We start from the raw sequence: 25,044 nt of genomic DNA, 5'->3' as shown, positions 1-25,044 counted from the left end.
TCAAAGATGCCGTTACGGACCCTTGAGACCTGGCCCCACGGCGCAATCATGCTGGACGCAGAACACACGCGTTTTGCCTTGTGGGCGCCAGATGCGTTTTACGTCAGTGTAGAACTGGAAGATGGACAGTCCTTGCCACTCCTGCCCCAGGCAGATGGCTGGTTCGTGATCAACACCCGCTGCCCCGCCGGCACGCGTTACCGCTACAACATCGACGGCGAGCTGGAGGTGCCCGACCCGGCCTCCCGCGCGCAGGCCGGTGATATCGACCGCCACAGCGTGGTGGTCGATCCACTTGCCTATCAATGGCAACACAGCGCCTGGCTCGGGCGGCCGTGGAATGAGGCGGTGATCTACGAATTGCACGTCGGTGCGCTCGGTGGCTTCAGCGAAGTCGAGCAGCACCTGGCGCGCCTTGTGGAGCTGGGCATCAGCGCGATCGAACTGATGCCGCTGGCGCAGTTCCCCGGTGATCGCAATTGGGGTTACGACGGGGTTCTGCCCTACGCGCCCCAAGCCTCCTACGGCACTCCCGAACAACTCAAACACCTGATCGACACCGCCCACGGCCATGGCCTGGCGGTGATTCTCGACGTGGTCTACAACCATTTCGGCCCGGACGGCAATTACCTGCATCGCTACGCCAAGGGCTTCTTCCGCGAAGACAAGCACACCCCCTGGGGTGCGGCCATCGACTTCCGGCGGCGCGAGGTGCGGGACTTCTTCATCGACAATGCGCTGATGTGGTTGCTGGAGTACCGCTTCGATGGCTTGCGCCTGGACGCGGTGCACGCCATCGAAGACCCGGACTTTCTTCGGGAACTGGCGCAAAAGGTTCGCCAGCAAACCGATCCTGCCAGGCATGTGTGGCTGACCGTTGAAAACGAACACAACCAGGCCAGCCTGCTGGAAGAAGGCTTCGACGCGCAGTGGAACGACGACGGCCACAACGCCTTGCACGTGCTGCTGACCGGCGAAACCGACGCCTATTACGCCGACTATGCGCAAAACCCCACCGAGCAACTGGCGCGCTGCCTGAGTCAGGGCTTTGTGTTTCAGGGCCACGTAACCCGTCACGGTACAACCCGCGGTGAGCCCAGCGGTCATTTGCCGCCCAGTGCTTTCGTGCTGTTTCTGCAAAACCACGACCAGATCGGCAACCGCGCCTTGGGCGAACGGCTGCATCAACTGGCCAACCCCGATGCGCTCAAGGCAGCCACCGCATTACTGCTGTTGTCACCGATGATCCCGCTGATGTTCATGGGCGACGAGTTCGCGGCCGAGCAACCGTTCCTGTTCTTCACCAGCCATCACGGTGAACTCGCGGAATTGGTCCGCGAGGGACGACGTAGCGAGTTTTCCGCCTTCAGCGCGTTTGCTGATCCGCACAAACGCGAGCAGATTCCCGACCCGAACGCGCGCCAGACCTTTGAGGCTTCACGCCCCGAGCTGACATCAACCCGACAGTCCGCCATGCACGACCTGTATCGCCAACTGTTGCAGATCCGCCATCAGCAGATCATTCCCCGCCTCCCCGGTGCGCAAGCACTAGGCGCCGAGGTGCTGGCCACAGGCGCAGTAACGGCGCGCTGGCGACTGGGCGATGGCAGCCTGCTGTGCATTGACCTGAACCTCAGCGACACACCTGTGGTCCACTCCCCACAGGCCGACGCTTCATTGTTGTTGTTCGAATACCCGCCACAGTCAGCCGGTCTGTTGGATCAGGGCACCCTTGCCCCGCATTGCGCGCTAGTCAGCCTCACGGCCGCAGCCCCTTTGCTACCCCCGGACGGAGAGCGCCAATGAGCGATACGCAACTGGAAATACTGGCCAGCCGAGCTGGCCTGGCTGTCGACTGGATCGACGCCAACGGCCGCCCACAGAAAGTCGCGCCATCAGTGTTACGCAACGTCCTCATCGGACTCGGCCACCCGGCCGGCAGCGCTCAGGAAATCGACGCCAGCCTGCTGGAATTGCAACAGGTGCAACAGACCCGACACCTGCCGCCGCTGCTGACCGCAGACTTCGGTGTCGGCCTGAGCCTGGCGCATTACTTTGAGCCGGAAACGCCGTGCGAAATCCACCTTGAAGATGGCTCGCGACTTCATTTAAAACTGGATGCCGAGGCGATACTGCCCGGCCTGATCCCGGTCGGCTATCAACACGTCAGCATCGACGGACAGGAATTTACCTTGGCCGTGGCGCCGTCTCGCTGCTACAGCGTCGGCGATGCCGTCGACAGCCCGATCCCGCGCGCCTGGGGCCTGAGCGTGCAGCTGTACTCGCTGCGTCGTCCGGGCGATTGCGGTTTCGGCGATACCCAGGCACTCGAAGACCTGGCCCGTGTGGCCGGCGAACGCGGTGCCGAAGCGCTGGCGATCAGTCCGCTGCATGCGATGTTCAGCAGCGACACCCAGCGTTACAGCCCGTATTCGCCGTCCAGCCGCTTGTTTCTCAACAGCCTGTACGCCGCACCGGGCGCGATCCTGGGTGATCGAGCAATGCGTACCGCAATTGATGCCACCGGCCTGGCGGCAGAGCTCAAGCACCTTGAAGCCTTGCCCTTGGTTGATTGGCCGGTAGCGGCCGAAGCCAAACACCGTCTGTTGCAGGCGTTGTACGAAGGCTTTGTCCAGGGTGAACACCCGTTGCATGCCGACTTCAGCAGCTTCCGCCACGCCGCTGGCGAAGCCCTGGAAAACCACTGCCGCTTTGAAGCCATTCAAGAAGCCCGCGCCGCCAAGGGTGAAAACCTCGACTGGCGGCAGTGGCCCGAGCAATGGCAAAACCCGCGCAGCGCTGCACTGGCTGAATTCGCCGAAGAGAACGCCGGACGTATCGGCTTCTTTGCCTTCTGCCAATGGCTGATCACCCGCTGCCTGGAACGCGCACAAACCGCCGCCCGCAGCGCCGGCATGAGCATTGGTTTGATCGCCGATCTGGCGGTGGGTGCCGATGGCGGTGGCAGTCAGGCCTGGAGCCGTCAGGACGAATTACTCGCCTCGTTGACCGTGGGTGCACCACCGGACATTCTCAACCGCACCGGTCAGGGCTGGGGGATTTCCGCGTTCTCGCCCGAAGGTCTGGTACGCAATGGCTTTCGTGCATTCATCGAAATGCTCCGCGCCAATTTTGCCCACGCCGGTGGCCTGCGCATCGATCACGTCATGGGCCTGCAACGGCTGTGGGTGATCCCCAATGGCGCGTCACCCGCCGACGGCGCCTACCTCTATTACCCGGTGGACGACCTGCTGCGTTTGCTGACCCTCGAGTCCCATCGCCATCAAGCCATCGTCCTCGGTGAAGACCTTGGCACCGTGGCCGATGGTTTGCGAGAAAAGCTCATCGCCCGCTCGATCCTCGGCATGCGCGTGCTGCTGTTCGAACAGGACAACGCGCACTTCAAAACGATTCTCGACTGGCCGGACAATGCCCTCGCGACCACCAGCACCCATGACCTGCCAACGCTCAATGGCTGGTGGCATGGCCACGATATCGACTGGAACGCCCGACTGGGCATGGTCGACGCCCCCGGTGAAATCGAATGGCGCCACCACCGCGAACGCGAACGTGAAGGTCTGCGCCGGGTGTTGAGCGAGGACCCGCAGAATTTTCGCGAAGAGTCCCATGAAACCGATCAGGTGCTCGACGCCGCGATACGTTTCCTCGGTCATACCCGTGCGCCGCTGGTGTTGCTGCCGCTGGAAGATGCCCTGGGCATCGAGCAGCAGGCCAACTTGCCCGGCACCACCGACACGCACCCCAACTGGTCCCGACGCTTGCCCGGCGACAGTGAAGCCTTGCTCGATGACCCGGACGCCGCCCGGCGCCTGGAACTGCTCGCCTGTGCGCGGCTTCAGGCGGCCGAGCGTGACCAATGAAGCAAACGCTTATCCAACCGCTGCGGGCGACCCTGCGGCTGCAGTTCCATAAAGACTTCACGCTGGACGATGCGGTGCCGCTGGTGCCGTACTTCGCCAGCCTCGGTATCAGCCATGTCTATGCCTCACCGCTACTGAGTGCCCGCGCCGGTTCCATGCATGGCTACGACGTCGTGGACCCGACCACGGTCAACCCGGAGCTCGGCGGCGAAGCGGCGCTGCGGCGTTTGGTCAGCGCATTGCGCGAGCTGAACATGGGGCTGATCCTCGACATCGTCTCCAACCACATGGCCGTCGGCGGCGGCGATAATCCCTGGTGGCAGGATTTGCTGGAATGGGGACGCCTGAGTCCTTACGGCGAGTTCTTCGATATCCAGTGGCATTCACCCGACCCGTTGATGGAAGGCCAGTTACTGCTGCCCTTCCTCGGCAGCGACTACGGCATCGCGTTGCAGGACGGCACCCTGCCCCTGCGCTTCGATGCGCACAAGGGCGCGTTTTATGTCGAGCACTATGAGCATCACTTCCCGATCTGCCCGACCCATTACGGCGAACTGCTCAGAACCGATGACCCGCTGACCGCCGAATCGCTCAAGTCGCTGGCAGACCGTTTCAGCACCTTGAGCTACCAGACCGACGCCCACAGTCTGGCGATGCCGCTGAAAACAGAGCTGCGTGAACTGGCCAATGATCCGGCGATTCTCCAGGCCATCCAGCAAAACCTCAGCGCTTACGACTCGCTCACCGCCGAAGGTTTCCAGCGCCTGCACCCATTGCTTGAACACCAAAGCTATCGCCTGGCCAGTTGGCGCACGGCGGCAGATGACATCAACTGGCGGCGTTTTTTCGATGTCAACGAACTGGGCGGCCTGCGGGTCGAACGCCCGGCCGTGTTCGAAGCCACCCACGCGAAAATCTTCGAGCTGGTGGCCGAAGGCCTGGTTGACGGTCTGCGCATCGACCACATCGACGGCCTCGCCGACCCTCGGGGCTACTGCCGCAAATTGCGGCGGCGCGTCGACAGCCTGTCACCGGATCGGCACCTGCCGATCTACGTCGAGAAGATCCTCGGCGAAGGTGAAACCCTGCACCGTGACTGGTCGGTGGATGGCACCACCGGTTACGAGTTCATGAATCAGCTGTCGCTGCTGCAACATGCTCCTGAAGGCGCCGACACCTTGGGCGAACTGTGGAATCGTCACAGCGAACGGCCCGCCGATTTCCGTCAGGAAGCGCAACTGGCCCGCCAGCAGATCCTCAACGGTTCCCTCGCCGGGGACTTCGAAAGCGTCGCCCAGGCCCTGTTGCAAGTGGCCCGGGATGACCTGATGACCCGCGACCTGACCCTCGGTGCGATTCGTCGAGCGTTGCAGGAACTGATCGTGCATTTCCCGGTGTACCGCACCTATATCAGCCCACGTGGGCGTTCCGCTGAAGACGATGTGTTTTTCCAGCAAGCCATGGACGGTGCCAGGCAAACTCTCGGCGAGGCCGACTGGCCGGTGCTCGATTGCCTGGCCAGTTGGCTGGGTGGTGAGTCATGGCGCAAACGCCCGTTGGGCCGGCCGCGCAAGATGCTCAAGCATGCCTGTGTGCGTTTTCAGCAACTGACGTCGCCGGCGGCGGCGAAGGCTGTGGAGGACACCGCGTTCTATCGCTCGGCGACATTGTTGTCGCGCAATGACGTGGGCTTCAGCACCGAGCAGTTCAGCGCGCCGGTGGCCGATTTCCATGCGGCTTGCATCAACCGTCTCGAAGCGTTCCCCGACAATTTGCTGGCCACCGCGACCCACGATCACAAACGCGGCGAAGACACCCGCGCGCGCCTCGCGGTGCTGAGCGAGCGCAGTGCCTGGTACGCCGAGCAAGTCCCGCTCTGGCGGACCCTCGCCCGCCCCCTGCGCGACGACGACCAGATGCCGACTGCGGGCGATGAGTTGATCCTCTATCAAGCGATCCTCGGCAGCTGGCCGCTCGATTTGCGCAGTGACGATCAAACAGCCTTGGAGAACTACACTCAACGAGTGTGGCAGTGGCAACAGAAAGCCTTGCGCGAAGCCAAGTTGCAAAGCAGCTGGAGCGCGCCGAACGAGGCTTACGAACAAGCGGCTCACCAATTCCTGCAACGTCTGCTTCTGAGCCCCGAAGGTGAGCTGCTACGCGCTGCCCTCGGCAAAGCAGCCAAGAGCATCGCCGTCCCCGGCGCACTCAATGGATTGGCGCAAACCTTGCTGCGCATGACCGTGCCGGGGGTACCGGACCTCTATCAGGGCAACGAGTACTGGGACTTTTCGCTGGTCGATCCGGACAACCGCCGGCCGGTGGATTACGCCAGCCGTCAGCAGTCCATGCAGACGTCATCGGAACTGCCAGAATTGTTGGCTAACTGGTGTGACGGGCGTATTAAACAAACGCTGATCGCTCAAGTGTTGAACCTGCGGCTCGAGCACACCGAGCTGTTTCGGCGAGGGACGTATCAAGCCCTTGAAGTCGTCGGCAGCCAGGCTCACCGGGTGCTCGCATTTGCTCGCTCGCTGGAAGGAAATCGCGCCATCGTGATCGTGCCGATACGCTGCGCCGAACTGCTGAAAAACAGTGCCGAACCCCGGATTGACGCGCCGCTGTGGGGCGATACACGGGTCAAATTACCGTTCACCGCCCCTGATGAAAATTTGAAGGGACTTTTTTCAAGCACAACAGTCACACACCACAGGGAGCTGAACATCAGCGTCGCGCTAGGGAATTTCCCGGTTAATCTTTTTATCCAAACTACCCACACTTGAGTTCAGTTCAGGAGCATTGCGATGAGTATCAACGATAAACGCATCCGCGAATTCGCCTATCAGATCTGGGAATCGGAAGGAAAACCCGAGGGCCAGGACGCTCGCCACTGGGAGATGGCTCGCAAACTGGCTGAAGCCGAAGCCCTGGCACCGAGCAAATCGGCAAAAGCCGCAGGCAGTAAAACCGCCAGCACCAAGGCCCCTGCCAGCAAAGCCAATGGCAAGGCTGCCGAGCCAAAAGCCAAAGCCAAGCCTGCCGCGGCTTCGAAGGTGATCCCGCCCGGCGAAAAAGCCAACGAGAAAAAGCCTCGAGCAGCGCGTAAACCGCCCGCTGTCTGACGACTTTCACCTTTGTCCTGATTGACCTCGTGGCGAGTCTTCTCGCCACCGAGGGCTCGCTCGCCCTCAAAAAAAACCAGAGCCAAGAAATGTCCCCCCTTTGCAGGAGCACCTATGACCAGTCCGAAGAAAGCCGCGCCAGAACCTCAAGCCGAGGCCTCGCGAATCCGTGAAGGCTTGCCCTTCCCGCTGGGCGCGACCTGGGATGGCCTAGGCGTCAACTTTGCCTTGTTTTCCGCCAACGCCACCAAGGTCGAGCTGTGCATTTTCGATGATGCTGGCGAGGTGGAACTGGAACGCATCGAACTGCCGGAATACACCGACGAGATCTACCACGGTTATTTGCCCGACGCCCATCCGGGGATGATCTACGGCTACCGTGTCTACGGCGCGTACGACCCTGCCAATGGACATCGTTTCAACCACAACAAACTGCTGATCGATCCCTACGCCAAACAATTGGTCGGCCAGTTGAAATGGTCCGAAGCGCTGTTCGGCTACACCATCGGCCATCCCGACGCCGACCTCAGTTTCGATGAACGCGACAGCGCCCCCTTCGTGCCCAAGTGCAAGGTGATCGATCCGGCTCACACCTGGGGTCACGACCATCGGGTCAGCGTGCCATGGGACAAAACCATCATTTATGAGACTCATGTGCGCGGCATCAGCATGCGTCATCCCTCCGTCCCCGAGAATCTGCGCGGTACCTTCGCCGGGTTGATGGTCGATGACGTGCTGGAACACATCCGCAAGCTTGGCGTGTCGACGGTGGAATTGCTGCCGATTCATGCCTTCGTCAACGACCAGCATCTATTGCACAAAGGCATGACCAACTACTGGGGCTACAACAGCATCGCGTTCTTCGCCCCCGACCCGCGTTACTTGGCCAGCGGCAAGATCGCCGAGTTCAAGGAGATGGTCGCGCACCTGCACGAAGCCAATCTCGAAGTGATCCTCGACGTGGTCTACAACCACACCGCCGAGGGCAACGAACAAGGCCCGACCCTGTCCATGCGCGGCATCGACAACGCCTCCTACTACCGCTTGATGCCCGAAGACAAACGCTATTACATCAACGATTCCGGCACCGGCAACACCCTGGACCTGAGTCACCCGTGCGTGCTGCAAATGGTCACCGATTCCCTACGCTACTGGGCTTCAGAAATGCACGTCGACGGTTTCCGCTTCGACCTGGCGACCATTCTCGGGCGCTACCACGATGGCTTCGACGAACGTCACAGCTTCCTCGTCGCTTGCCGTCAGGACCCGGTGCTGCGCCAGGTGAAGATGATTGCAGAAGCCTGGGATTGCGGCCCCGGCGGCTATCAGGTCGGTAACTTTCCGCCGGGTTGGGTCGAGTGGAATGACAAATTCCGCGACACCGTGCGTGCGTTCTGGAAAGGCGACGACGGCCAACTGGCGGACTTCGCCAGTCGCATGACCGCCTCCGGCGAGATGTTCAATCAGCGTGGCCGGCGGCCATATGCCTCGGTGAATTTCGTCACCGCCCACGACGGTTTCACCCTCAACGACCTGGTGTCGTACAACGACAAACACAACGAAGCCAACGACGAGAACAATCAGGACGGCAGCAACAACAACCTGTCCTGGAACCACGGCGTCGAAGGCCCGACCGACGATCCCGAGATCAATGAGCTGCGTCAGCGTCAGATGCGCAATTTCTTTGCCACGCTGCTGCTGTCCCAAGGCACGCCGATGCTGGTGGCCGGCGACGAATTCGCCCGCACCCAGGAAGGCAACAACAACGCCTATTGCCAGGACAGCGAGATCGGTTGGGTCAATTGGGACCTGAGCGAAGACGGCAAGGCCCTGCTCAAGTTTGTTAAACGGCTGATCAAGTTGCGCCTGACCTACCCGATCCTGCGTCGCGGCCGGTTCCTGGTGGGCAATTACAACGAGGACATCGGCGTCAAGGACGTCACCTGGCTCGCGCCGGATGGCAGCGAAATGTCCATCGAACAATGGGAGGAAGGCCATGGCCGCTGCCTCGGCATGCTGCTCGATGGCCGCGCCCAGGAAACCGGTATCCGCCGCAAGGGCGGTGACGCGACCCTGTTGCTGGTGGTCAACGCGCACCACGACATCGTCAACTTCACCTTGCCGGAAGTGCCTGACGGCTATCACTGGACGTGCATGATCGACACCAATCAACCGTCGATTCGCGGGCAGGAACGCTTCGAGTTCGGACACGAATATTCCATCACCGGTCGTTCGCTGCTGCTGTTCGAATTGCAGCATGAGGAAGAAGAGTGAAATGGACCTTCAGGGATAGCTCGGATAAAAAAACGTACCGGATGGAGCATCGAGGCGACGAATAGCGCGTCTTGAGCAATACTCTCCTCGCGGCAATCCAGGGTTTGGAGCGCCGCACACTGCTATCAACGAGAACAAGGACGTAGCCATGAAAACGGTATCCATCAGCGAAAGCATCCCGCCAGTACAAATCTGGAACAACGCCCCGCAACTGGACAACATTCCTGTAATAAGCACTCAAACCCTGGTCCCCGCCGGGGCACGCGCTGTAGTGATTGCCCCACACCCTGGTGATGAAGTCGTGACCTGCGGCGGCCTGCTGCAGTTGCTCAGCGCCCTGGGACATCCGCTCCAGTTAATCTCGATTACCGACGGCAGCGCCAGCCATCCGGGCTCGCAACAGTGGTCGGAGAAACGCTTGAGCGTGTTCCGCCCGCAGGAAAGTCTCGAAGCCTTGCGCCGGCTTGGGCTGCCGATGCACAGCCTCAAATGGATTCGTGGCGGCTTCACCGACAACGCCCTGGCCGAACAGGAATTTCAGTTGACTCAATTCATTGCCCGTTATTTACGCCCCGGGGATGTGGTGTTCAGCACCTGGCGCGAGGATGGCATTGTCGACCATGACGCCGTCGGCCGGGCCAGCGTCAAGGCTGCGGCCATGGTCGGTGCGGCATTCAACGAAGTACCGGTCTGGGCCTGGCACTGGCCAACGCGTGATCGAGGGCTCATCCCGTGGCATCGCGCGCGCAAGGTTCGCCTGGACACCTGGACCGTCGCGCGCAAAAGCCACGCCACCCACGCCTATGCCAGCCAGCTCGACGGCGAGCCGGCCATCGGCCTCGCCCCGCTGCTGCCCCCGGTGCTTCTGGAACGGATACGGTTGCCCTACGAAATTGTCTTCGTCTGAAGATCAAAAGATCGCAGCCTTCGGCAGCTCCTACATTTGCGCGTATACCTGTAGGAGCTGCCGAAGGCTGCGATCTTTTGCTTTACAAAGACCTACCGCAAATCCCACTGAACTGCCCGCCGCTGCATCGGTCGCATACATAACCAGTCCTGATTCAGAGGAGTGAACGTGACCAGTGATTCCAAGTGGCAGACCGTCGGATCATCTCCATTGAACACACCTCTGGCGATTCATCGTCTGAGAGTGCTGACGGTCAACACCCACAAGGGTTTTACCGCACTCAACCGACGTTTCATTCTCCCGGAACTGCGTGAAGCGGTACGCAGTACATCGGCGGACCTGGTGTTCCTGCAAGAAGTCGTCGGTGAACACGACCGCCATTCCACTCGCTACAACGATTGGCCGCAGACCTCACAATACGAGTTCCTGGCCGACAGCATGTGGAGCGACTTCGCCTACGGTCGCAACGCGGTCTACCCCAACGGTCACCACGGCAATGCCCTGTTATCGAAGTACCCGATCCGTGAACACCGCAACCTCGACGTCTCGATCACCGGCCCCGAACGCCGCGGCCTGCTGCATTGCGTTCTGGATGTGCCGGGGCACACTGAAGTCCATGCGATCTGCGTTCACTTGAGTCTGCTGGAAAGCCATCGCCAGCTGCAGCTCCAGCTACTCTGCCAATTGCTCGAATCCTTGCCCGACGATGCGCCGGTGATTATCGCCGGCGACTTCAACGACTGGCAGCTGCAAGGCAACACCGCCCTCGCCCGACGCGACTACCTGCATGAAGCCTTCGAGCGTCACCACGGTCGCCCTGCAAAAACCTATCCGGCACGCTTTCCACTGCTGCGCCTGGATCGGATTTATCTGCGCAATGCCAGCAGTCATGAGCCGCGAATACTGGGGCACAAGCCCTGGACGCATTTGTCGGATCATTTGCCGTTGGCGGTGGAAGTGCATCTGTAGCGGTTCAACCACGAGCTGAAACGAATGTTCGGTTTCAGCCTCATTATTGACAGTAATAAACAGCGAGAATCAGTCAGCAACTGGTTGAACAGAAGCGGCTGGAAGACCGACTGTCGGCTGACGAACGCCTCTGATTCGCGGGTTTCGCGATGATTTTTCGTACAAACAAGAACTTAGATAAACACCAAAAAACAATTAGTTGCATCGGCCAAATTCGCCATACCGCTCATCGTTCATTTTCTTGACGCAGTGGCATCGGTCTTCTTAGCTACACGTTACTACCCCCGGAAATATCACCCGGGGCAACCCCCCAGACTCCCGCAAAATCGGGCGGCCAGAGGCTTGCCCCACTACATTCGGTCGCCCCTCATTCGGGGTAGGAGAGAGACGCCAGAGCGAGCTACGGCATGCGATTGCAAGGTAGACCTCCATGAAAACTTCATTCACCCAACAAGAGATCAAAGTTACTTTTTGCGCTGTCTCGAGTTCACTCCTTCTGTGCTCGTCCATGGATGTACAGGCAGGGCCTGCAGAAGATGAAACCACGCCTTGGTACCGTCAGGATGTTCCAGTCATGACCTTGCCAGCCGTCACTTTCACAACCCCCTACCCCGGCCGCTTCAGCGCCGCCTCCGATACACGAAGTTCACGCCTGACCATCGAGGACGCTGCGCCTTCGGCCTGGGATCAGGTGTATGGACAGGCCTCGCGACAGGCGCAAACCGATGTTCTGGCTCAGGGGTTTGCTATCCCTGGCAGTAGCGAATTCAAAGGTCCGGCGATCCTGACTCTGCAAAGCGGTAGCGGTCATACCCAGCGGGTCGGACTGGTCGGCGGCATGACACAGCTACAAGGTAACAGCGATGGGCTGCTGACCGGTCGCGCCCTTGCTGACCCCAGCCACGATACCCTCAACCTCGAAGGCCAGAGCCTCGGCGCCTACTGGAGCCTGACCGGGCCCCAAGGCTGGCACGTGGATTTGACGGCCAGCGGCGGCCGGGTCAACGGCTATACCCGCAATGACCAGGGCGCCCGACTGGCGACCGAGGGCAGCGCGGTGACGCTGTCGGTGGAAGGTGGTTTCCCCATTGGTCTGAGCGATAACTGGGTAGTCGAACCCCAGGCGCAGTTGATCAATCAACGCATTACCCTGGACACCCCGTATGCCGGGTCAGGCAATGCCTCGTCCAGTGATCTGACGTCCTGGAGCGGCCGGGTCGGTGCGCGGTTGAAAGGTAGTTACGACATCAACGGACTGGGGGTCGAACCCTATGTGCGAACCAACGTGTGGCACACGGTTTACACCGGCAATACTGTGAACCTCGATCAGGTCGAGAAGATCAGCAGCAGCCGCTATTCATCGACCGTCGAAGTGGGTTTGGGGTTGGTGGCCAGAGTGACGCCCGCCGTGAGTTTTTACGTCAGCGCCGACTACAGCAGTGTTGTGGATGACAATGATTTGAACGGGTTGATTGGAAGTTTGGGTGTGCGGATGCGTTGGTAAAAAGTTCAAGAGATCGCAGCCTGCGGCAGCTCCTACATTGGGTGGCGTACACCTTGTAGGAGCTGGCGAAGCCTGCGATCTTTTCGGTCAACCCTCCGGACGCAGCATCAACACCGCCAGCGGCGGCAGGTTCAATACCAACGAAAGTTCCTGGCCATGGCTCGGCTCATCCTCGGTAAACGCCCCGCCGCTGTTGCCATAGTTCGAACCGGCGTAAGTGGCCGCATCGCTGTTGATCACCTCGGTCCAGCGCCCGGCAAACGGTACGCCGATGCGATAACCCTCGCGCGGCACCGGCGTGAAGTTAGCCACCACCAACACCGGCCGCCCATCCCTGCTCCAGCGCATGAAGGCGTAGACGCTGTTGATTGCATCATCACCAATCAACCACTGGAAGCCTTGCGGCGCGTCGTCCTGATCATGCAGCGCCGGCTCTTCGCGATACAGCCGATTAAGATCGCCGACGAGTTTCTGCACACCTTTGTGTTCCGAGTACTGCAGCAAGTACCAGTCGAGTTGCTGATCGTGGTTCCACTCACGCCACTGACCAAACTCGCAGCCCATGAACAGCAGCTTCTTGCCCGGATGCGCCCACATGAAACTGAGGTAGGCGCGCAGGTTGGCGAATTTCTGCCAGCGGTCGCCGGGCATCTTGTCGATCAGCGAGTGCTTGCCGTGTACCACCTCGTCGTGGGAGATCGGCAGGATAAAGCGCTCGGACCAGGCATACACCAGGCCGAAACTCAGTTCGTTGTGGTGATGGGCGCGGTACACCGGGTCCTGCTGGATGTAATGCAGCGAATCGTGCATCCAGCCCATGTTCCACTTGTAGTCGAAGCCCAGTCCGCCCTGTTGCGTGCCCTGGCTGACACCCGGCCATGCGGTGGATTCTTCGGCAATCACCAGCGCGCCAGGGGCTTCGAGGTTGACCACGTCATTGAGATGGCGCAGGAAGTCGATGGCTTCGAGGTTTTCCCGACCGCCGTGACGGTTTGGCACCCATTCGCCGGCTTTGCGCGAGTAATCGCGATACAGCATCGAAGCCACGGCATCGACACGCAGGCCGTCGACGTGGAAATGTTTCAGCCAGTGCAGCGCCGAGGCCAGCATGTAGCCGTGCACTTCGGTGCGACCCAGGTTGTAGATCAGCGTGTCCCAATCCTGATGGAAGCCTTCCTGCGGGTTGCCGTATTCGTACAGCGCGGTGCCGTCGAACTGCGCCAGGCCGTGGGTATCGGTTGGAAAATGCGCTGGCACCCAGTCGAGGATTACGCCGATGTCGGCCTGGTGGCAGGCATTGACGAACGCGGCGAAATCATCCGGCGTACCGTAACGGGCGCTCGGGGCGAATTGCGACAGCAACTGATAGCCCCAGGAACCGCCGAACGGGTGTTCCATGATCGGCATCAGCTCGATGTGGGTAAAACCCAGTTCCTTAACATACGGAATCAGTCGTTCGCCCAACTCGTGCCAAGTGTACTGGCGCGCCACTTCGCCCAGATCGTCCAACTCACATTGCCACGAGCCAGCATGCAGCTCGTAGATCGACAGTGGCGCACTCGGCCGATGACGGTCGCCCCGGGATTGCATCCACTCCTGGTCCTGCCAATCGATGCTCAGCGGCGAAGCGACTTTTGACGCGGTGTCCGGCGGCAGCGAGGTGGCCAGCGCCATCGGGTCGGCCTTGAGCGGCAGAATGCCGTGGGTGCCGAGGATTTCGTATTTGTACGTTTCCCCCGCTTGCATGCGCGGGACGAAAATTTCCCATACACCGGTCGGATGACGCAGGCGCATCGGATGCCGGCGACCGTCCCAGTTGTTGAAGTCACCCACCACCGACACCCTTTTGGCGTTCGGTGCCCACACGGCGAAACGCACGCCATCGACACCGTCGACCGTTCTCAGCTGCGCGCCCAGGCAAGCGCTGAGATCGCGGTGATTGCCTTCGGCGAACAGGTACAAGTCCATCTCGCCGAGCAACGGGCCAAAGCTGTAAGGGTCTTCGGAAACCTGTTCGCCGCCGGCCCACCGGGTTCGCAGCAGATACGGCTGCGCCCGATCGAAGTGCCCGACGAACAGGCCCGGTGTCTGGGTGGCCTCAAGGTTGCCGAGTTCCTCCCCGGTGTCCTTGGCCAGTACCTGCACGCTCAAGGCGTCCGGCAAATAGGCCCGAATGAATTGCCCGCCATGACCATCGCCGTGGGGGCCGAGAATTGCAAAGGGGTCGTGATGTTCGGCGCGTACCAATGCGTCGATGTCCCGCGATCTGGGCAGCAACGCTTCTTTAGCGTGACCCTGTTCCTTGTTCGAGAAACTCATGACTACTCTCCACCAAGATCGGAAAAGGGTTTAAGCCCACTCAATAACCCATACAAACCGTGCAACGGCACGGGCAACCATGTGGGGCGATTTTCTGCCTCATAGGCCACTTCATACGCTGCCTTCTCCAGGCCGAATAACGCCAACGCGGCGTCCTCGCCTTCCGGATCTTGCCATGCATGAGCAAGACTAGCTGCCGAAAGCCGATAAGCGTCGACAAATGCTTGTCTTGCTTCATTTAAATAGCGATCGGCGACACGTTGACGAGCGGCTTGGGCATCGGCCGTGTTGTCGACGTTGTGCACATTGATCGCCATCGCCGCAGCGTAGTCAAAGGAACGCAATACGCCACTGACATCTTTGTACGGGCTGTGTTTGCCCCGTCGCTCATGCAGCGGTCGCGCCGGCTCGCCTTCGAAGTCGATCAAGTAAGCGTCGCCCTTGATCACCAGCACCTGGCCCAGGTGCAAGTCGCCGTGGACGCGAATGCGCAGACCACCAACGGCTTTTTTGCCCAGCTCCTGAACATGGCTGAGGATGGCTTTTTTGTTGTCCTGTAAACGAGTGACCAAGGCTTTGTCTGCCGGGTTCAATTCGCTTTGATGCTGTTTGAGCAACTTCAGCGCGTGCTCCAGTTGCGCTGCCACATCCTTGGCCGAGGCCAGGGCATCTTTCTGGGTGGTGACCTGCGGGGCAAAGTCCGGGTTGTCGCTGGGCGCCGCCAGCAGCTGATGCATTTCACCGAGACGCTGACCGAGCATGCCGGCGAAGTCTCTCAGTTCGCCCAAGGCGTTGTAGTGTTGCTCCTGCTCGGACATGGCGTCGGCCAGCTCATCGCGTAGCGCCCGTTCGAGGTTGTTCTGGGTCCATTCCCAGGCGTCGCCCTGATTGCTCAAATAACCCTGGGCAATCATCAGCAGATTGTCCTCGCCCGCCGGATCGCGGCGAACCACCGAACCCAGCAGCGGCGAGATATTGCGGAAACCGGCGTGAGTCAGGAACGCGCTCATTTCCAGTTCCGGGTGCACGCCAGACGCGACCTTGCGGATCAGTTTGAGCACCAGGCTGTTGCCGATCACCACCGAACTGTTGGACTGTTCAGCGGACAGGTAACGCACTTCCGATTCCCCGGTCAGACCGAGTTTCGCCAGTTCCCATGTCGGCTCAAAGCAGATATCGCCCGCACTGGATGGCAATACGGTATTACTTTGCATGCCTTGCAAAACCGCATGCACAAAGGTGTCGAGGCTGAAGGCGTCGGTGATCAAACCGACCTGACGCACGCGCCGGACCCGAGACAAGGCCAGCTGCTGAGGCAACGCGGCACCGACCTGATCTTCGGAGATAAAACCGAACGGCAACTGATAGCGGTTGGTCTGGCCGCCACTGGTGACGTCGATTTCACTCAACAGCACAGGATGCAGCGGATCGCCGAAGCGCACGCCGTAAGCGATGTTGACCTGTTCGATGGCCGCGTCCTTGCCGGCAAACCAGCGGCGATTCTGTAGCCAGCTCGGCAAGATGCCCTGCTCCAGCGTGCCGCGTGACGGCGCTTCGAGCAGTTCTTCCATTTGTTTTTTCAGCACCAGCGTGGTGAAGTCCGGCAGGCTTTGCGCCGGTTCCACGTGCCAGCTCGGCATCTGGTTTTCCGCCGCCAATACGAACCAATAGAAGCCATATGGCGCCAGGGTCAGCAGGAAATTCAACTGGCCGATCGGCGGGAAGGCGTTACCGCCGAGCATCTCCACCGGCACCATGCCGACGTAGGCCGACAGGTCCAGTTCCGCCGCTTGCGCGCTACGGGACACGTTGGCCACGCACAAGATGATTTCGTGCTTGCCGTCCGGTCCGGTGAATTCCCGGGTATAGGCCAGGATCCGCCGGTTGCTCGGCGAGAGCATTTTCAGCGTGCCGCGACCGAAGGCCTTGGACTGCTTGCGCACGGCGAGCATACGCCGGGTCCAGTTCAGCAGCGAATGCGGGTCACCGGCCTGGGTTTCGACGTTGACCGACAGGTAACCGTATTGCGGGTCCATGATCGGCGGCAGCACCAGGCTGGCCGGGTCGGCGCGGGAGAAACCGCCGTTACGGTCAATCGACCACTGCATCGGCGTACGCACGCCGTCACGGTCGCCGAGGTAGATGTTGTCGCCCATGCCGATTTCGTCGCCGTAATACAGGGTCGGCGTGCCGGGCATCGACAGCAGCAAACTGTTGAGCAACTCCACACGACGACGGTCACGCTCCATCAACGGCGCCAAGCGGCGGCGAATGCCCAGGTTGATCCGCGCCCGACGGTCGGCCGCGTAGTAATTCCACAGGTAATCGCGCTCCTTGTCGGTGACCATTTCCAGGGTCAGCTCATCGTGGTTGCGCAGGAAAATCGCCCACTGACAGTTGGCCGGGATCTCCGGGGTCTGACGCAGAATGTCGGTGATCGGGAAACGGTCTTCCTGGGCCAGCGCCATGTACATGCGCGGCATCAGCGGGAAGTGGAACGCCATGTGGCATTCGTCGCCGTTCAGGCCTTTGGCGTCGGTGTCGCCGAAGTACAGTTGCGTGTCTTCCGGCCATTGGTTGGCCTCGGCCAGCAGCATGCGGTCCGGGTAATTGGCGTCGATTTCGGCACGGATCTGCTTGAGGACGTCATGGGTCTCGGGCAGGTTTTCGTTGTTGGTGCCGTCGCGCTCGATCAGGTACGGAATCGCGTCCAGACGCAGACCGTCGATGCCCATGTCCAGCCAGTAGCGCATCACCGACAGCACGGCTTTCATGACTTGCGGGTTATCGAAATTCAGGTCTGGCTGGTGGGAATAGAAACGGTGCCAGAAGTACTGGCCGGCCACCGGATCCCAGGTCCAGTTGGACTTCTCGGTGTCGAGAAAGATGATGCGAGTGCCGTCGTATTTCTGATCGTCATCGGACCAGACGTAAAAGTCCCGCGCCGCCGAACCTTTCTTGGCTTTGCGCGCGCGCTGGAACCAGGCGTGCTGGTCCGAGGTGTGGTTGATGACGAGCTCGGTAATCACCCGCAGGCCACGTTTGTGGGCCTCGGAGATGAAACGCTTGGCATCGGCCATGGTGCCGTAGTCGGGATGCACGCCACGGTATTCGGCAATGTCGTAGCCGTCATCGCGCCGAGGCGAGGGATAGAACGGCAACAGCCAGATGGTGTTGACGCCCAGATCGGCAATGTAATCGAGTTTGGCGATAAGACCGGGAAAGTCGCCGATCCCGTCGTTGTTGGAGTCGAAAAAAGACTTAACGTGAACCTGGTAGATGACCGCATCCTTGTACCAGAGCGGGTCCTTGATAAAGGTGGCAGCCTTGGGTTTCTTCGCCATTTGAAACTCCTGTTGAATTCGATAAAGCTGCTGAGCCGAACGCCTATCTGTGGCGAGGGAGCTTGCTCCCGCTCGGCTGCGAAGCAGTCGTAATCTGCTAGCGAGGTGTGACTGACAAACTGTCTTGGGGCCGCTGCGCGATCCAGCGGGAGCAAGCTCCCTCGCCACAAAAGCAGTCTCAGGAAGTGCTGATTCGCCAGATCCCGAACGGTTGATCCGCCGGGTCGATCCGCATGAATTGGTACTTGCCGTGCCAGGTCCAGCGATGACCGCTCATCAAGTCTTCGCCCTGGGTGCTGGCGTCGTCGGGCAAGCCCATTTCCCACAGCGGCAATTCGAAATTCGCTTCCTGGACGTTAAGCGGATCAAGGCTGACAGCCACCAGAATGAAATTGCTGCCATCCGCGCTGCGTTTGCCGAAATACAAAATGTTGTCGTTCCAGGCGTTGTAGACCTTCAAACCCAGATGCGTCTGCAGCGCCGGGTTCTGCCGGCGGATGCGGTTGAGCTGGGCGATCTCGGCAATGATGTTGCCCGGGGCGTTGAAGTCCCGTGGGCGGATTTCGTACTTCTCGGAATTGAGGTACTCCTCCTTGCCCGGCACCGGTGCCGCTTCACACAGTTCGAAGCCTGAATACATGCCCCACAGACCGGAGCCCATGGTTGCCAGCGCCGCACGGATCAGAAATCCGGCACGCCCGGACTCATGCAAAAACGCCGGGTTGATGTCGGGTGTGTTGACGAAGAAGTTCGGCCGGAAGCATTCGCGCCACGGTGACTCATTGAGTTCGGTGAAATAGGTGGCCAGCTCGGACTTGTTGTTGCGCCAGGTGAAGTAGGTGTAGCTCTGGGAGTAACCGACCTTGCCCAGCCGCGCCATCATCGCCGGGGTGGTGAAGGCTTCGGCCAGGAAGATCACCTCGGGGTACAGCGCCCGTACATCAGCGATCAGCCATTGCCAGAACGGCAGCGGTTTGGTGTGAGGGTTGTCGACGCGGAACAGCTTCACGCCCTCCTCGACCCAACCCACCACGATGTCGCGCAACTCGACCCACAGACTCGGAATCGCATCGGTGGCATAGAAATCGACGTTGACGATGTCCTGGTATTTTTTCGGCGGGTTCTCGGCGTATTTGATCGTGCCGTCGGGACGCCAGTTGAACCAGCCCGGATGCTGCTGCAGCCACGGGTGATCCTGGGAACACTGAATCGCGAAGTCGAGGGCGATTTCCAGCCCATGGTCTGCGGCCGCCGCAACGAGCCGACGGAAGTCTTCGCGAGTGCCCAGCTCCGAATGAATGGCTTCATGCCCGCCTTCTTCGCTGCCAATGGCATACGGACTGCCCGGATCGTCCGGCCCGGCGGTCAGGGAATTGTTCGGACCTTTGCGGTAACTGCGGCCGATCGGGTGGATCGGCGGGAAGTACAGCACATCGAAGCCCATGTCCTGGATCATCGGCAGCCGCGAATGCACATCGTTGAAGGTGCCGTGACGGGCCGGATCGTCAGTGATCGAACGGGGAAACAATTCATACCAACTGGCGAACTGCGCCAGCTCCCGTTCGACGTCGAGCGGGTACTCAGGGCTGATGCTCAAATAGGCACGATGATCGGCCTGTGTCATCAGCTCGGCGCTACGCTGGTGCAAAAACAACTCGACCTGCTCGATTTCGAGCAGACCCGACAATTCATGGTGCAGCGCCGCCAGTTGTTCACTCAGCTGCCCTTCGGTGCGTTCGGCGGCTTTCTGGACCAGCGTTCGCCCCTCCTGCAACTCCAGGCTGACCGGCACCCTGGCGGCGTGTTTTTTCTCCAGCTCATAACAGAAGCTGGCGAACTGATCGATCCAGGCTTCGATGCAAAACACATAACGCCCCTGGCGCGCGACCCGGAACTGGCCCTGCCAACCGTTATTGCCCAGGTCGGCCATGACTTCGCTTTGCCAGGTCTCGTCACCCTCGGCATGCCAGCGCACTCGCACCGCCAATTTGTCGTGACCGTCGGCAAACACTTTGCTGGTCACCACCACGTCCTGACCCACCACGGCTTTGACGGCGAACTGCCCGCCATCGAGGGTCGGCATGGTGTTTTCGATTGCGATGCGCGGTAGCAGTAAAGCCTGCGACAGCGGCATATGAGGGTTGTAGTTCAGCTCTGTCGGTTTTTCAGCAGTCATCGAGCATCTCTCCTTTACGCCCCATGGACGCTCTTGTGTCTGTGGCTTGTCACTGGATATTCACTCCGCAGGACCGTCCGGCCCGGAATGAACTCACTTAGGTTCCGAGCGACAGGCACCGGTAAAGTTCACGAGGATTTGCCTGGGCCTTCGGTGGAATCAATTCCTTTGCACGGTGGTCAACACACTTAAGCACGACTTACGCCATGTGCCACTGGAGGCTAAATTCATGAGCATTCCGATCCCTGCCGAAACGCCTGATCCAAACATCGACAGCCCGACCATTCCGCCGACCGAGCCTGAACCTGTGCCTGAGCAAGACCCGCCCGGTACCACACCGCCACCTCGGGAAGAACCGCCGAACACCATGCCACCGGTGGTTGTCACACCCGAGTAATGATCATTCACGGACTTTGATCCTTGTCCTTGTCGATCATCCGCACAACGACGGGCATCACACTGAAAATAGCCAACGCCAGCAACGTGCTGAGCACCGCCGTCGCCTCTCGCCCCAACCCGGCCGAGACGCCGATGGCGGCGGTCATCCACAACCCGGCGGCGGTGGTCAGGCCTTTGACGTGCCCCTCGTCGCCCTCGTTGTTTTTCAGAATAGTCCCTGCGCCAAGAAAGCCGATCCCCGCGATCACACCCTGCACCACCCGGCTCATGGCATCGGCCTGCGAGCCGGACATTTGCGGCACCAGCACGAACAGCGCGGCGCCTAGGGCCACCAGCATGTGGGTGCGGACCCCGGCGGCCTTGCCCTTGTGCTCGCGTTCGAAGCCGAGAATCCCGCCCAACAGCGCTGCCATCAGCAAGCGCACGGTAATGCGCGTCAGTTGTGAAGCGTCGCCAACATCGGCGAACTCCGCTTGCAGGGTCACCCAAACCTCATGCCACCAGGCGTTCATGGTGTTGTCCTTGTGATGACTGAATAGAAAGTTGCTCTATTGAGGATGGACCGCGTCGACCATTAATCAGTTGCACAGAACGATGATCCTCGGCCGTGCCCTAACACCTTACTAACCCGCAGAAAAAAGGACGCCTCCATGACTGTGCGCATCGAAAACCAGACCTGCTTCTTCATTACCGAGAACGGCGAAGAAATTCGTTTGTGTCCCGACGTCACCATCATTACCGACTCGGAAAAAGCCATGTCGGCGGTGGAGCTCAATGGCCAGCGCTTTTACATTACCGAAGCAGAAGCCGACGCATTGACCGTAGCAGGCGCAGTCGACGGGCGTAGGCATTTGAAGGCCACCGACAGTGATTCGGTGATTTGACTGACCCGGATCAACAACACCCGCAGACGCTTGATATAGGTGTCTGCATCCCGCTTTAGCGGGTGCATCAACTTGTCGCAGGCAGCGGATCAATGTCCATCTGATCCGCTTTTTATTGCAATAGGTGAGTCTGTTATGCAAACAGATCGCCGCTCATAGTGCTCATGCCTGATGGAGGCTGATGAGCGAAAGACCATGAGCGATAGAATCCCCGTCCGAATTGTTGAAAGTGCCTCGCCCGTTCAAAGCTATGAGCCTTCGCGTCCAAAGATGAAGGCCAAGACCAGCGACAACCTGATCCACACCCGTAGCTTCACCGGTTTATTCCGCACCCTGCGCATGAGCGGCGCGGGGTTTCTGTTTTTGCTGTTCTTTGGCACGGTGTGGTTGAACTGGGGCGGCCGCCAGGCGGTGCTCTGGGACCTTTCCGAAAGCAAATTCCACATCTTCGGCGCGACCTTCTGGCCGCAGGATTTCATCCTGCTGTCGGCGCTGCTGATCATTGCCGCGTTCGGCCTGTTTGCGATCACCGTGTTTGCCGGACGAGTCTGGTGCGGTTACACCTGCCCACAGAGCTCCTGGACCTGGATCTTCATGTGGTGCGAGAAGATCACCGAAGGCGAACGCAACCAGCGAATCAAACTGCAAGCCGCACCCTGGGGCCTGAACAAACTGATCCGCCGCTCGGCCAAGCACACCTTGTGGCTGGCCATCAGCCTGTTGACCGGCCTGACCTTTGTCGGCTATTTCGCCCCGATCCGGCCGCTGGCCGAAGAACTGCTGACCTTGCAGATGGGCGGCGTCAGCCTGTTCTGGGTGCTGTTCTTTACCGGCGCGACCTACATCAACGCCGGTTGGCTGCGTGAAGCGGTGTGCATGCACATGTGTCCGTATGCGCGGTTCCAGAGTGTGATGTTCGACAAAGACACCCTGACCATCTCCTACGACGTGGCCCGTGGCGAAAACCGTGGCCCGCGCAAACGTGACGTGGCACCGGCTGAAGTCGGCCTCGGTGATTGCATCGACTGCCAGTTGTGCGTGCAGGTCTGCCCGACCGGCATCGACATCCGCGACGGCCTGCAGATGGAATGCATCGGTTGCGCCGCGTGCATCGACGCCTGTGATTCGATCATGGACAAAATGGGCTACGCCCGCGGGCTGATCAGCTACACCTCGGAGCATCAATTGCAGGGCGGCAAGACACATTTGTTGCGGCCGCGCTTGATCGGCTACACCGCGGTCCTGCTGGTGATGATCGGTGCGTTTGCCCTGGCGCTGGTGGAGCGGCCGATGGTCTCGCTGGACGTGAGCAAGGACCGTGGCCTGTTCCGCGAGAACAGTCAGGGGCAGATCGAAAACATCTACAGCCTGAAAGTCATCAACAAGACCCAGCAACGTCAGGATTACCGTCTGACCCTGGTCGATGGCGAAGGCTTCCAGTTGCAAGGCAAAACCGAACTGAGCCTGGCACCGGGTGAGATTGTGGATGTGCCGGTGTCGGTAGCGATGACCACGGAACGGCCGAGCAGCAGTTCGCAGACGATCAGCTTCAAGATTGTCGACAGTGATGAGCCAGAGATTTATAGCGTGGCGAAGAGCCGGTTTGTTGCACCGATGAATCGTTGAGGCTTTAGACTGCGGTGGCGCCAATCGCGAGCAAGCTCGCTCCCACACTGGATCTCCGGTGTTCACAAAACCAATGTGGGAGCGAGCTTGCTCGCGATGAATTCACCTCGATTTTACTGAATGACACCAATCGGGCACTCGATGAAACGCTACGAAAAATTCGCCGACGACATCGCTGAACTGATCCGCTCCGGTGTTCTCGGCCCCGGCCAGCGCGTGCCGTCGGTGCGCTACGCCAGCCAGACTTACGGGGTCAGCCCGTCCACGGTGTTCCAGGCCTACTACCTGCTCGAACGCCGCGGCCTGATCCGCGCTCGCCCGCGTTCCGGCTACTTCGTCAATGCGCACGCGCCGAGCCCGTTCTCGGAGCCGGTGATCAGCAGTCAGGTCAACGAGTCCACCGAAGTCGACGTCAGCGAACTGGTGTTCTCGGTCCTCGACTCGATCAAGGACCCGAACACCGTGCCCTTCGGCTCGGCCTTCCCCAGCCCGACCCTGTTCCCGCTGCAGCGCCTGTCCCGCTCCCTGGCCAGCGCCGCCCGCGAGATGGACCCGCGCATGGTCGTCACCGACATGTCGCCGGGCAACCCGCAACTGCGTCGACAAATCGCCCTGCGCTACATGGTCGGCGGGCTGATGCTGCCCATGGAAGAACTGCTGATCACCAACGGCGCGCTGGAAGCGCTGAACCTGTGCCTGCAAGCGGTCACCGAGCCCGGCGATCTGGTGGCCATCGAAGCCCCGGCGTTCTACGCCTGCCTGCAAATCCTCGAGCGGCTGAAGCTCAAAGCCGTGGAAATCCCCGTGCATCCGCGCGATGGCATCGACCTTGGCGTACTCGCGCAAACCCTGGCACGGCACCCGATCAAGGCTGTCTGGTGCATGACCAGTTTCCAGAACCCGATGGGCGCGACGATGCCCGAGGCGAAGAAACAGGAACTGGTTGAGCTATTGCGCAGCCATCAGGTGCCGTTGATCGAGGACGATGTCTACGCCGAACTCTATTACGGCCAACAGGCGCCGAAACCGGCCAAGTCTTTTGATACCGAAGGGCTGGTGATGCACTGCGGTTCGTTCGCCAAAAGCCTGGCCCCTGGCTACCGCATCGGTTGGGTCGCCGCCGGGCGCTATGCGCAGAAGATCGAACGGCTGAAACTCATGACGTCGCTGTGCGCATCGATGCCGGCCCAGGCAGCCATTGCCGATTACCTGCAACACGGCGGCTACGACCGGCACTTGCGAAAACTGCGCTACGCCCTGGAAGAACAGCAAAGCGCCATGCTCGCCGCCATCGCGCGCTACTTCCCGGCGCAGACCCGCGTCAGCCAACCGGCCGGCGGTTACTTCCTGTGGCTGGAGCTGCCACCGCAGATGGATTCACTGAAGTTGTTTCAGATGGCACTGGCGCAAGGGATCAGCATTGCGCCCGGGCCGATTTTTTCACCGACCCAGCGCTTCAGGAATTGTATCCGACTGAATTACGGCAGCCCTTGGGATGAGACTGCCGAGAAAGCGATGGAGACGTTGGGGCGGATTGTGCGGTCGTTTTGAAGGTTTGATGTTGTCTGGGCTATAGCCATCGCGAGCAAGCTCGCTCCCACAGGGATTGGTGTTGTTCACAATTATTGTGTTCACATCC

General features: G+C 60.3%; 16 protein-coding genes. 12 read left to right on the top strand and 4 right to left on the bottom strand.

Translation table 11 applies throughout. From position 1 onward, the window contains the following. The first annotated feature begins 6 nt into the window (after positions 1-6). The 8 genes from treZ to ACA079_RS14755 all read left to right on the top strand — a co-directional run bounded on the left by treZ (position 7) and on the right by ACA079_RS14755 (position 12,657). On the top strand, positions 7-1,806 hold the full coding sequence (gene treZ / locus ACA079_RS14790) for a malto-oligosyltrehalose trehalohydrolase (RefSeq protein ID WP_497704098.1): 1,800 nt from the start codon (positions 7-9) through the stop codon (positions 1,804-1,806). Then, the gene (malQ, locus tag ACA079_RS14785) at positions 1,803-3,881 is read left to right on the top strand and encodes a 4-alpha-glucanotransferase (protein WP_497704097.1); all 2,079 of its coding nucleotides are present in this window, start codon (positions 1,803-1,805) and stop codon (positions 3,879-3,881) included. Before treZ ends, malQ begins: the two co-directional genes overlap by 4 nt. Further along, on the top strand, positions 3,878-6,664 hold the full coding sequence (locus ACA079_RS14780; protein WP_497704096.1) for a malto-oligosyltrehalose synthase: 2,787 nt from the start codon (positions 3,878-3,880) through the stop codon (positions 6,662-6,664). The genes malQ and ACA079_RS14780 overlap by 4 nt, the downstream gene beginning before the upstream one ends. Before the next feature lie 21 nt (positions 6,665-6,685). Continuing rightward, positions 6,686-7,003, top strand: coding sequence for a DUF2934 domain-containing protein (locus ACA079_RS14775; RefSeq protein ID WP_497704095.1), 318 nt, complete (start codon positions 6,686-6,688; stop codon positions 7,001-7,003). Positions 7,004-7,117: 114 nt separating this feature from the next. Continuing rightward, complete coding sequence (gene glgX, locus ACA079_RS14770) at positions 7,118-9,277, top strand: glycogen debranching protein GlgX (protein WP_497704094.1); 2,160 nt, start codon at positions 7,118-7,120, stop codon at positions 9,275-9,277. A gap of 148 nt (positions 9,278-9,425) precedes the next feature. Further along, complete coding sequence (locus ACA079_RS14765) at positions 9,426-10,184, top strand: PIG-L deacetylase family protein (RefSeq protein ID WP_497704093.1); 759 nt, start codon at positions 9,426-9,428, stop codon at positions 10,182-10,184. Positions 10,185-10,352: 168 nt separating this feature from the next. Then, positions 10,353-11,153, top strand: coding sequence for an endonuclease/exonuclease/phosphatase family protein (locus tag ACA079_RS14760; protein ID WP_497704092.1), 801 nt, complete (start codon positions 10,353-10,355; stop codon positions 11,151-11,153). A gap of 430 nt (positions 11,154-11,583) precedes the next feature. After that, a complete protein-coding gene (locus ACA079_RS14755; RefSeq protein WP_497704091.1) occupies positions 11,584-12,657 on the top strand; it encodes an autotransporter domain-containing protein in 1,074 nt (357 codons plus the stop codon). 87 nt (positions 12,658-12,744) lie between these two features. Here the strand turns inward: ACA079_RS14755 and glgB are convergent, their stop codons facing one another. From glgB to ACA079_RS14740, 3 genes are all read right to left on the bottom strand, one after another. Beyond that, positions 12,745-14,976 carry a 1,4-alpha-glucan branching protein GlgB gene (glgB, locus tag ACA079_RS14750; protein WP_497704090.1) on the bottom strand — a complete coding sequence of 744 codons (2,232 nt, stop codon included), beginning with the start codon at positions 14,974-14,976 and terminating at the stop codon, positions 12,745-12,747. 2 nt (positions 14,977-14,978) lie between these two features. Continuing rightward, the gene (gene treS / locus ACA079_RS14745) at positions 14,979-18,320 is read right to left on the bottom strand and encodes a maltose alpha-D-glucosyltransferase (protein WP_497704089.1); all 3,342 of its coding nucleotides are present in this window, start codon (positions 18,318-18,320) and stop codon (positions 14,979-14,981) included. 178 nt (positions 18,321-18,498) lie between these two features. Further along, positions 18,499-20,496, bottom strand: a complete 1,998-nt coding sequence (locus ACA079_RS14740) for an alpha-1,4-glucan--maltose-1-phosphate maltosyltransferase (RefSeq protein ID WP_497704088.1) — start codon at positions 20,494-20,496, stop codon at positions 18,499-18,501. A 229-nt stretch (positions 20,497-20,725) separates the two neighbouring features. Between ACA079_RS14740 and ACA079_RS14735 the strand changes: the two genes are divergently transcribed. Beyond that, a complete protein-coding gene (locus ACA079_RS14735; protein ID WP_497704087.1) occupies positions 20,726-20,893 on the top strand; it encodes a hypothetical protein in 168 nt (55 codons plus the stop codon). 7 nt (positions 20,894-20,900) lie between these two features. Here ACA079_RS14735 and ACA079_RS14730 read toward each other — a convergent pair whose 3' ends face one another. Further along, entirely contained in the window at positions 20,901-21,407 is a 507-nt protein-coding gene (locus ACA079_RS14730) for an MgtC/SapB family protein (protein WP_497704086.1), read from the bottom strand. A 138-nt stretch (positions 21,408-21,545) separates the two neighbouring features. Between ACA079_RS14730 and ACA079_RS14725 the strand changes: the two genes are divergently transcribed. From ACA079_RS14725 to mapR, 3 genes are all read left to right on the top strand, one after another. Beyond that, positions 21,546-21,779, top strand: a complete 234-nt coding sequence (locus tag ACA079_RS14725) for a DUF3203 family protein (protein ID WP_497704085.1) — start codon at positions 21,546-21,548, stop codon at positions 21,777-21,779. Between the two features lie 195 nt (positions 21,780-21,974). Next, complete coding sequence (gene ccoG, locus ACA079_RS14720) at positions 21,975-23,405, top strand: cytochrome c oxidase accessory protein CcoG (RefSeq protein ID WP_497704084.1); 1,431 nt, start codon at positions 21,975-21,977, stop codon at positions 23,403-23,405. A gap of 141 nt (positions 23,406-23,546) precedes the next feature. Further along, a complete protein-coding gene (gene mapR, locus ACA079_RS14715; RefSeq protein ID WP_033054711.1) occupies positions 23,547-24,956 on the top strand; it encodes a GntR family transcriptional regulator MpaR in 1,410 nt (469 codons plus the stop codon). The last annotated feature ends 88 nt before the right edge of the window (positions 24,957-25,044 follow it).

It is taken from the genome of Pseudomonas sp. LBUM1645 (assembly GCF_059716185.1).
Note: the sequence above shows the minus strand (reverse complement) of the source record. Positions and strands in the feature narration are given on the sequence as shown.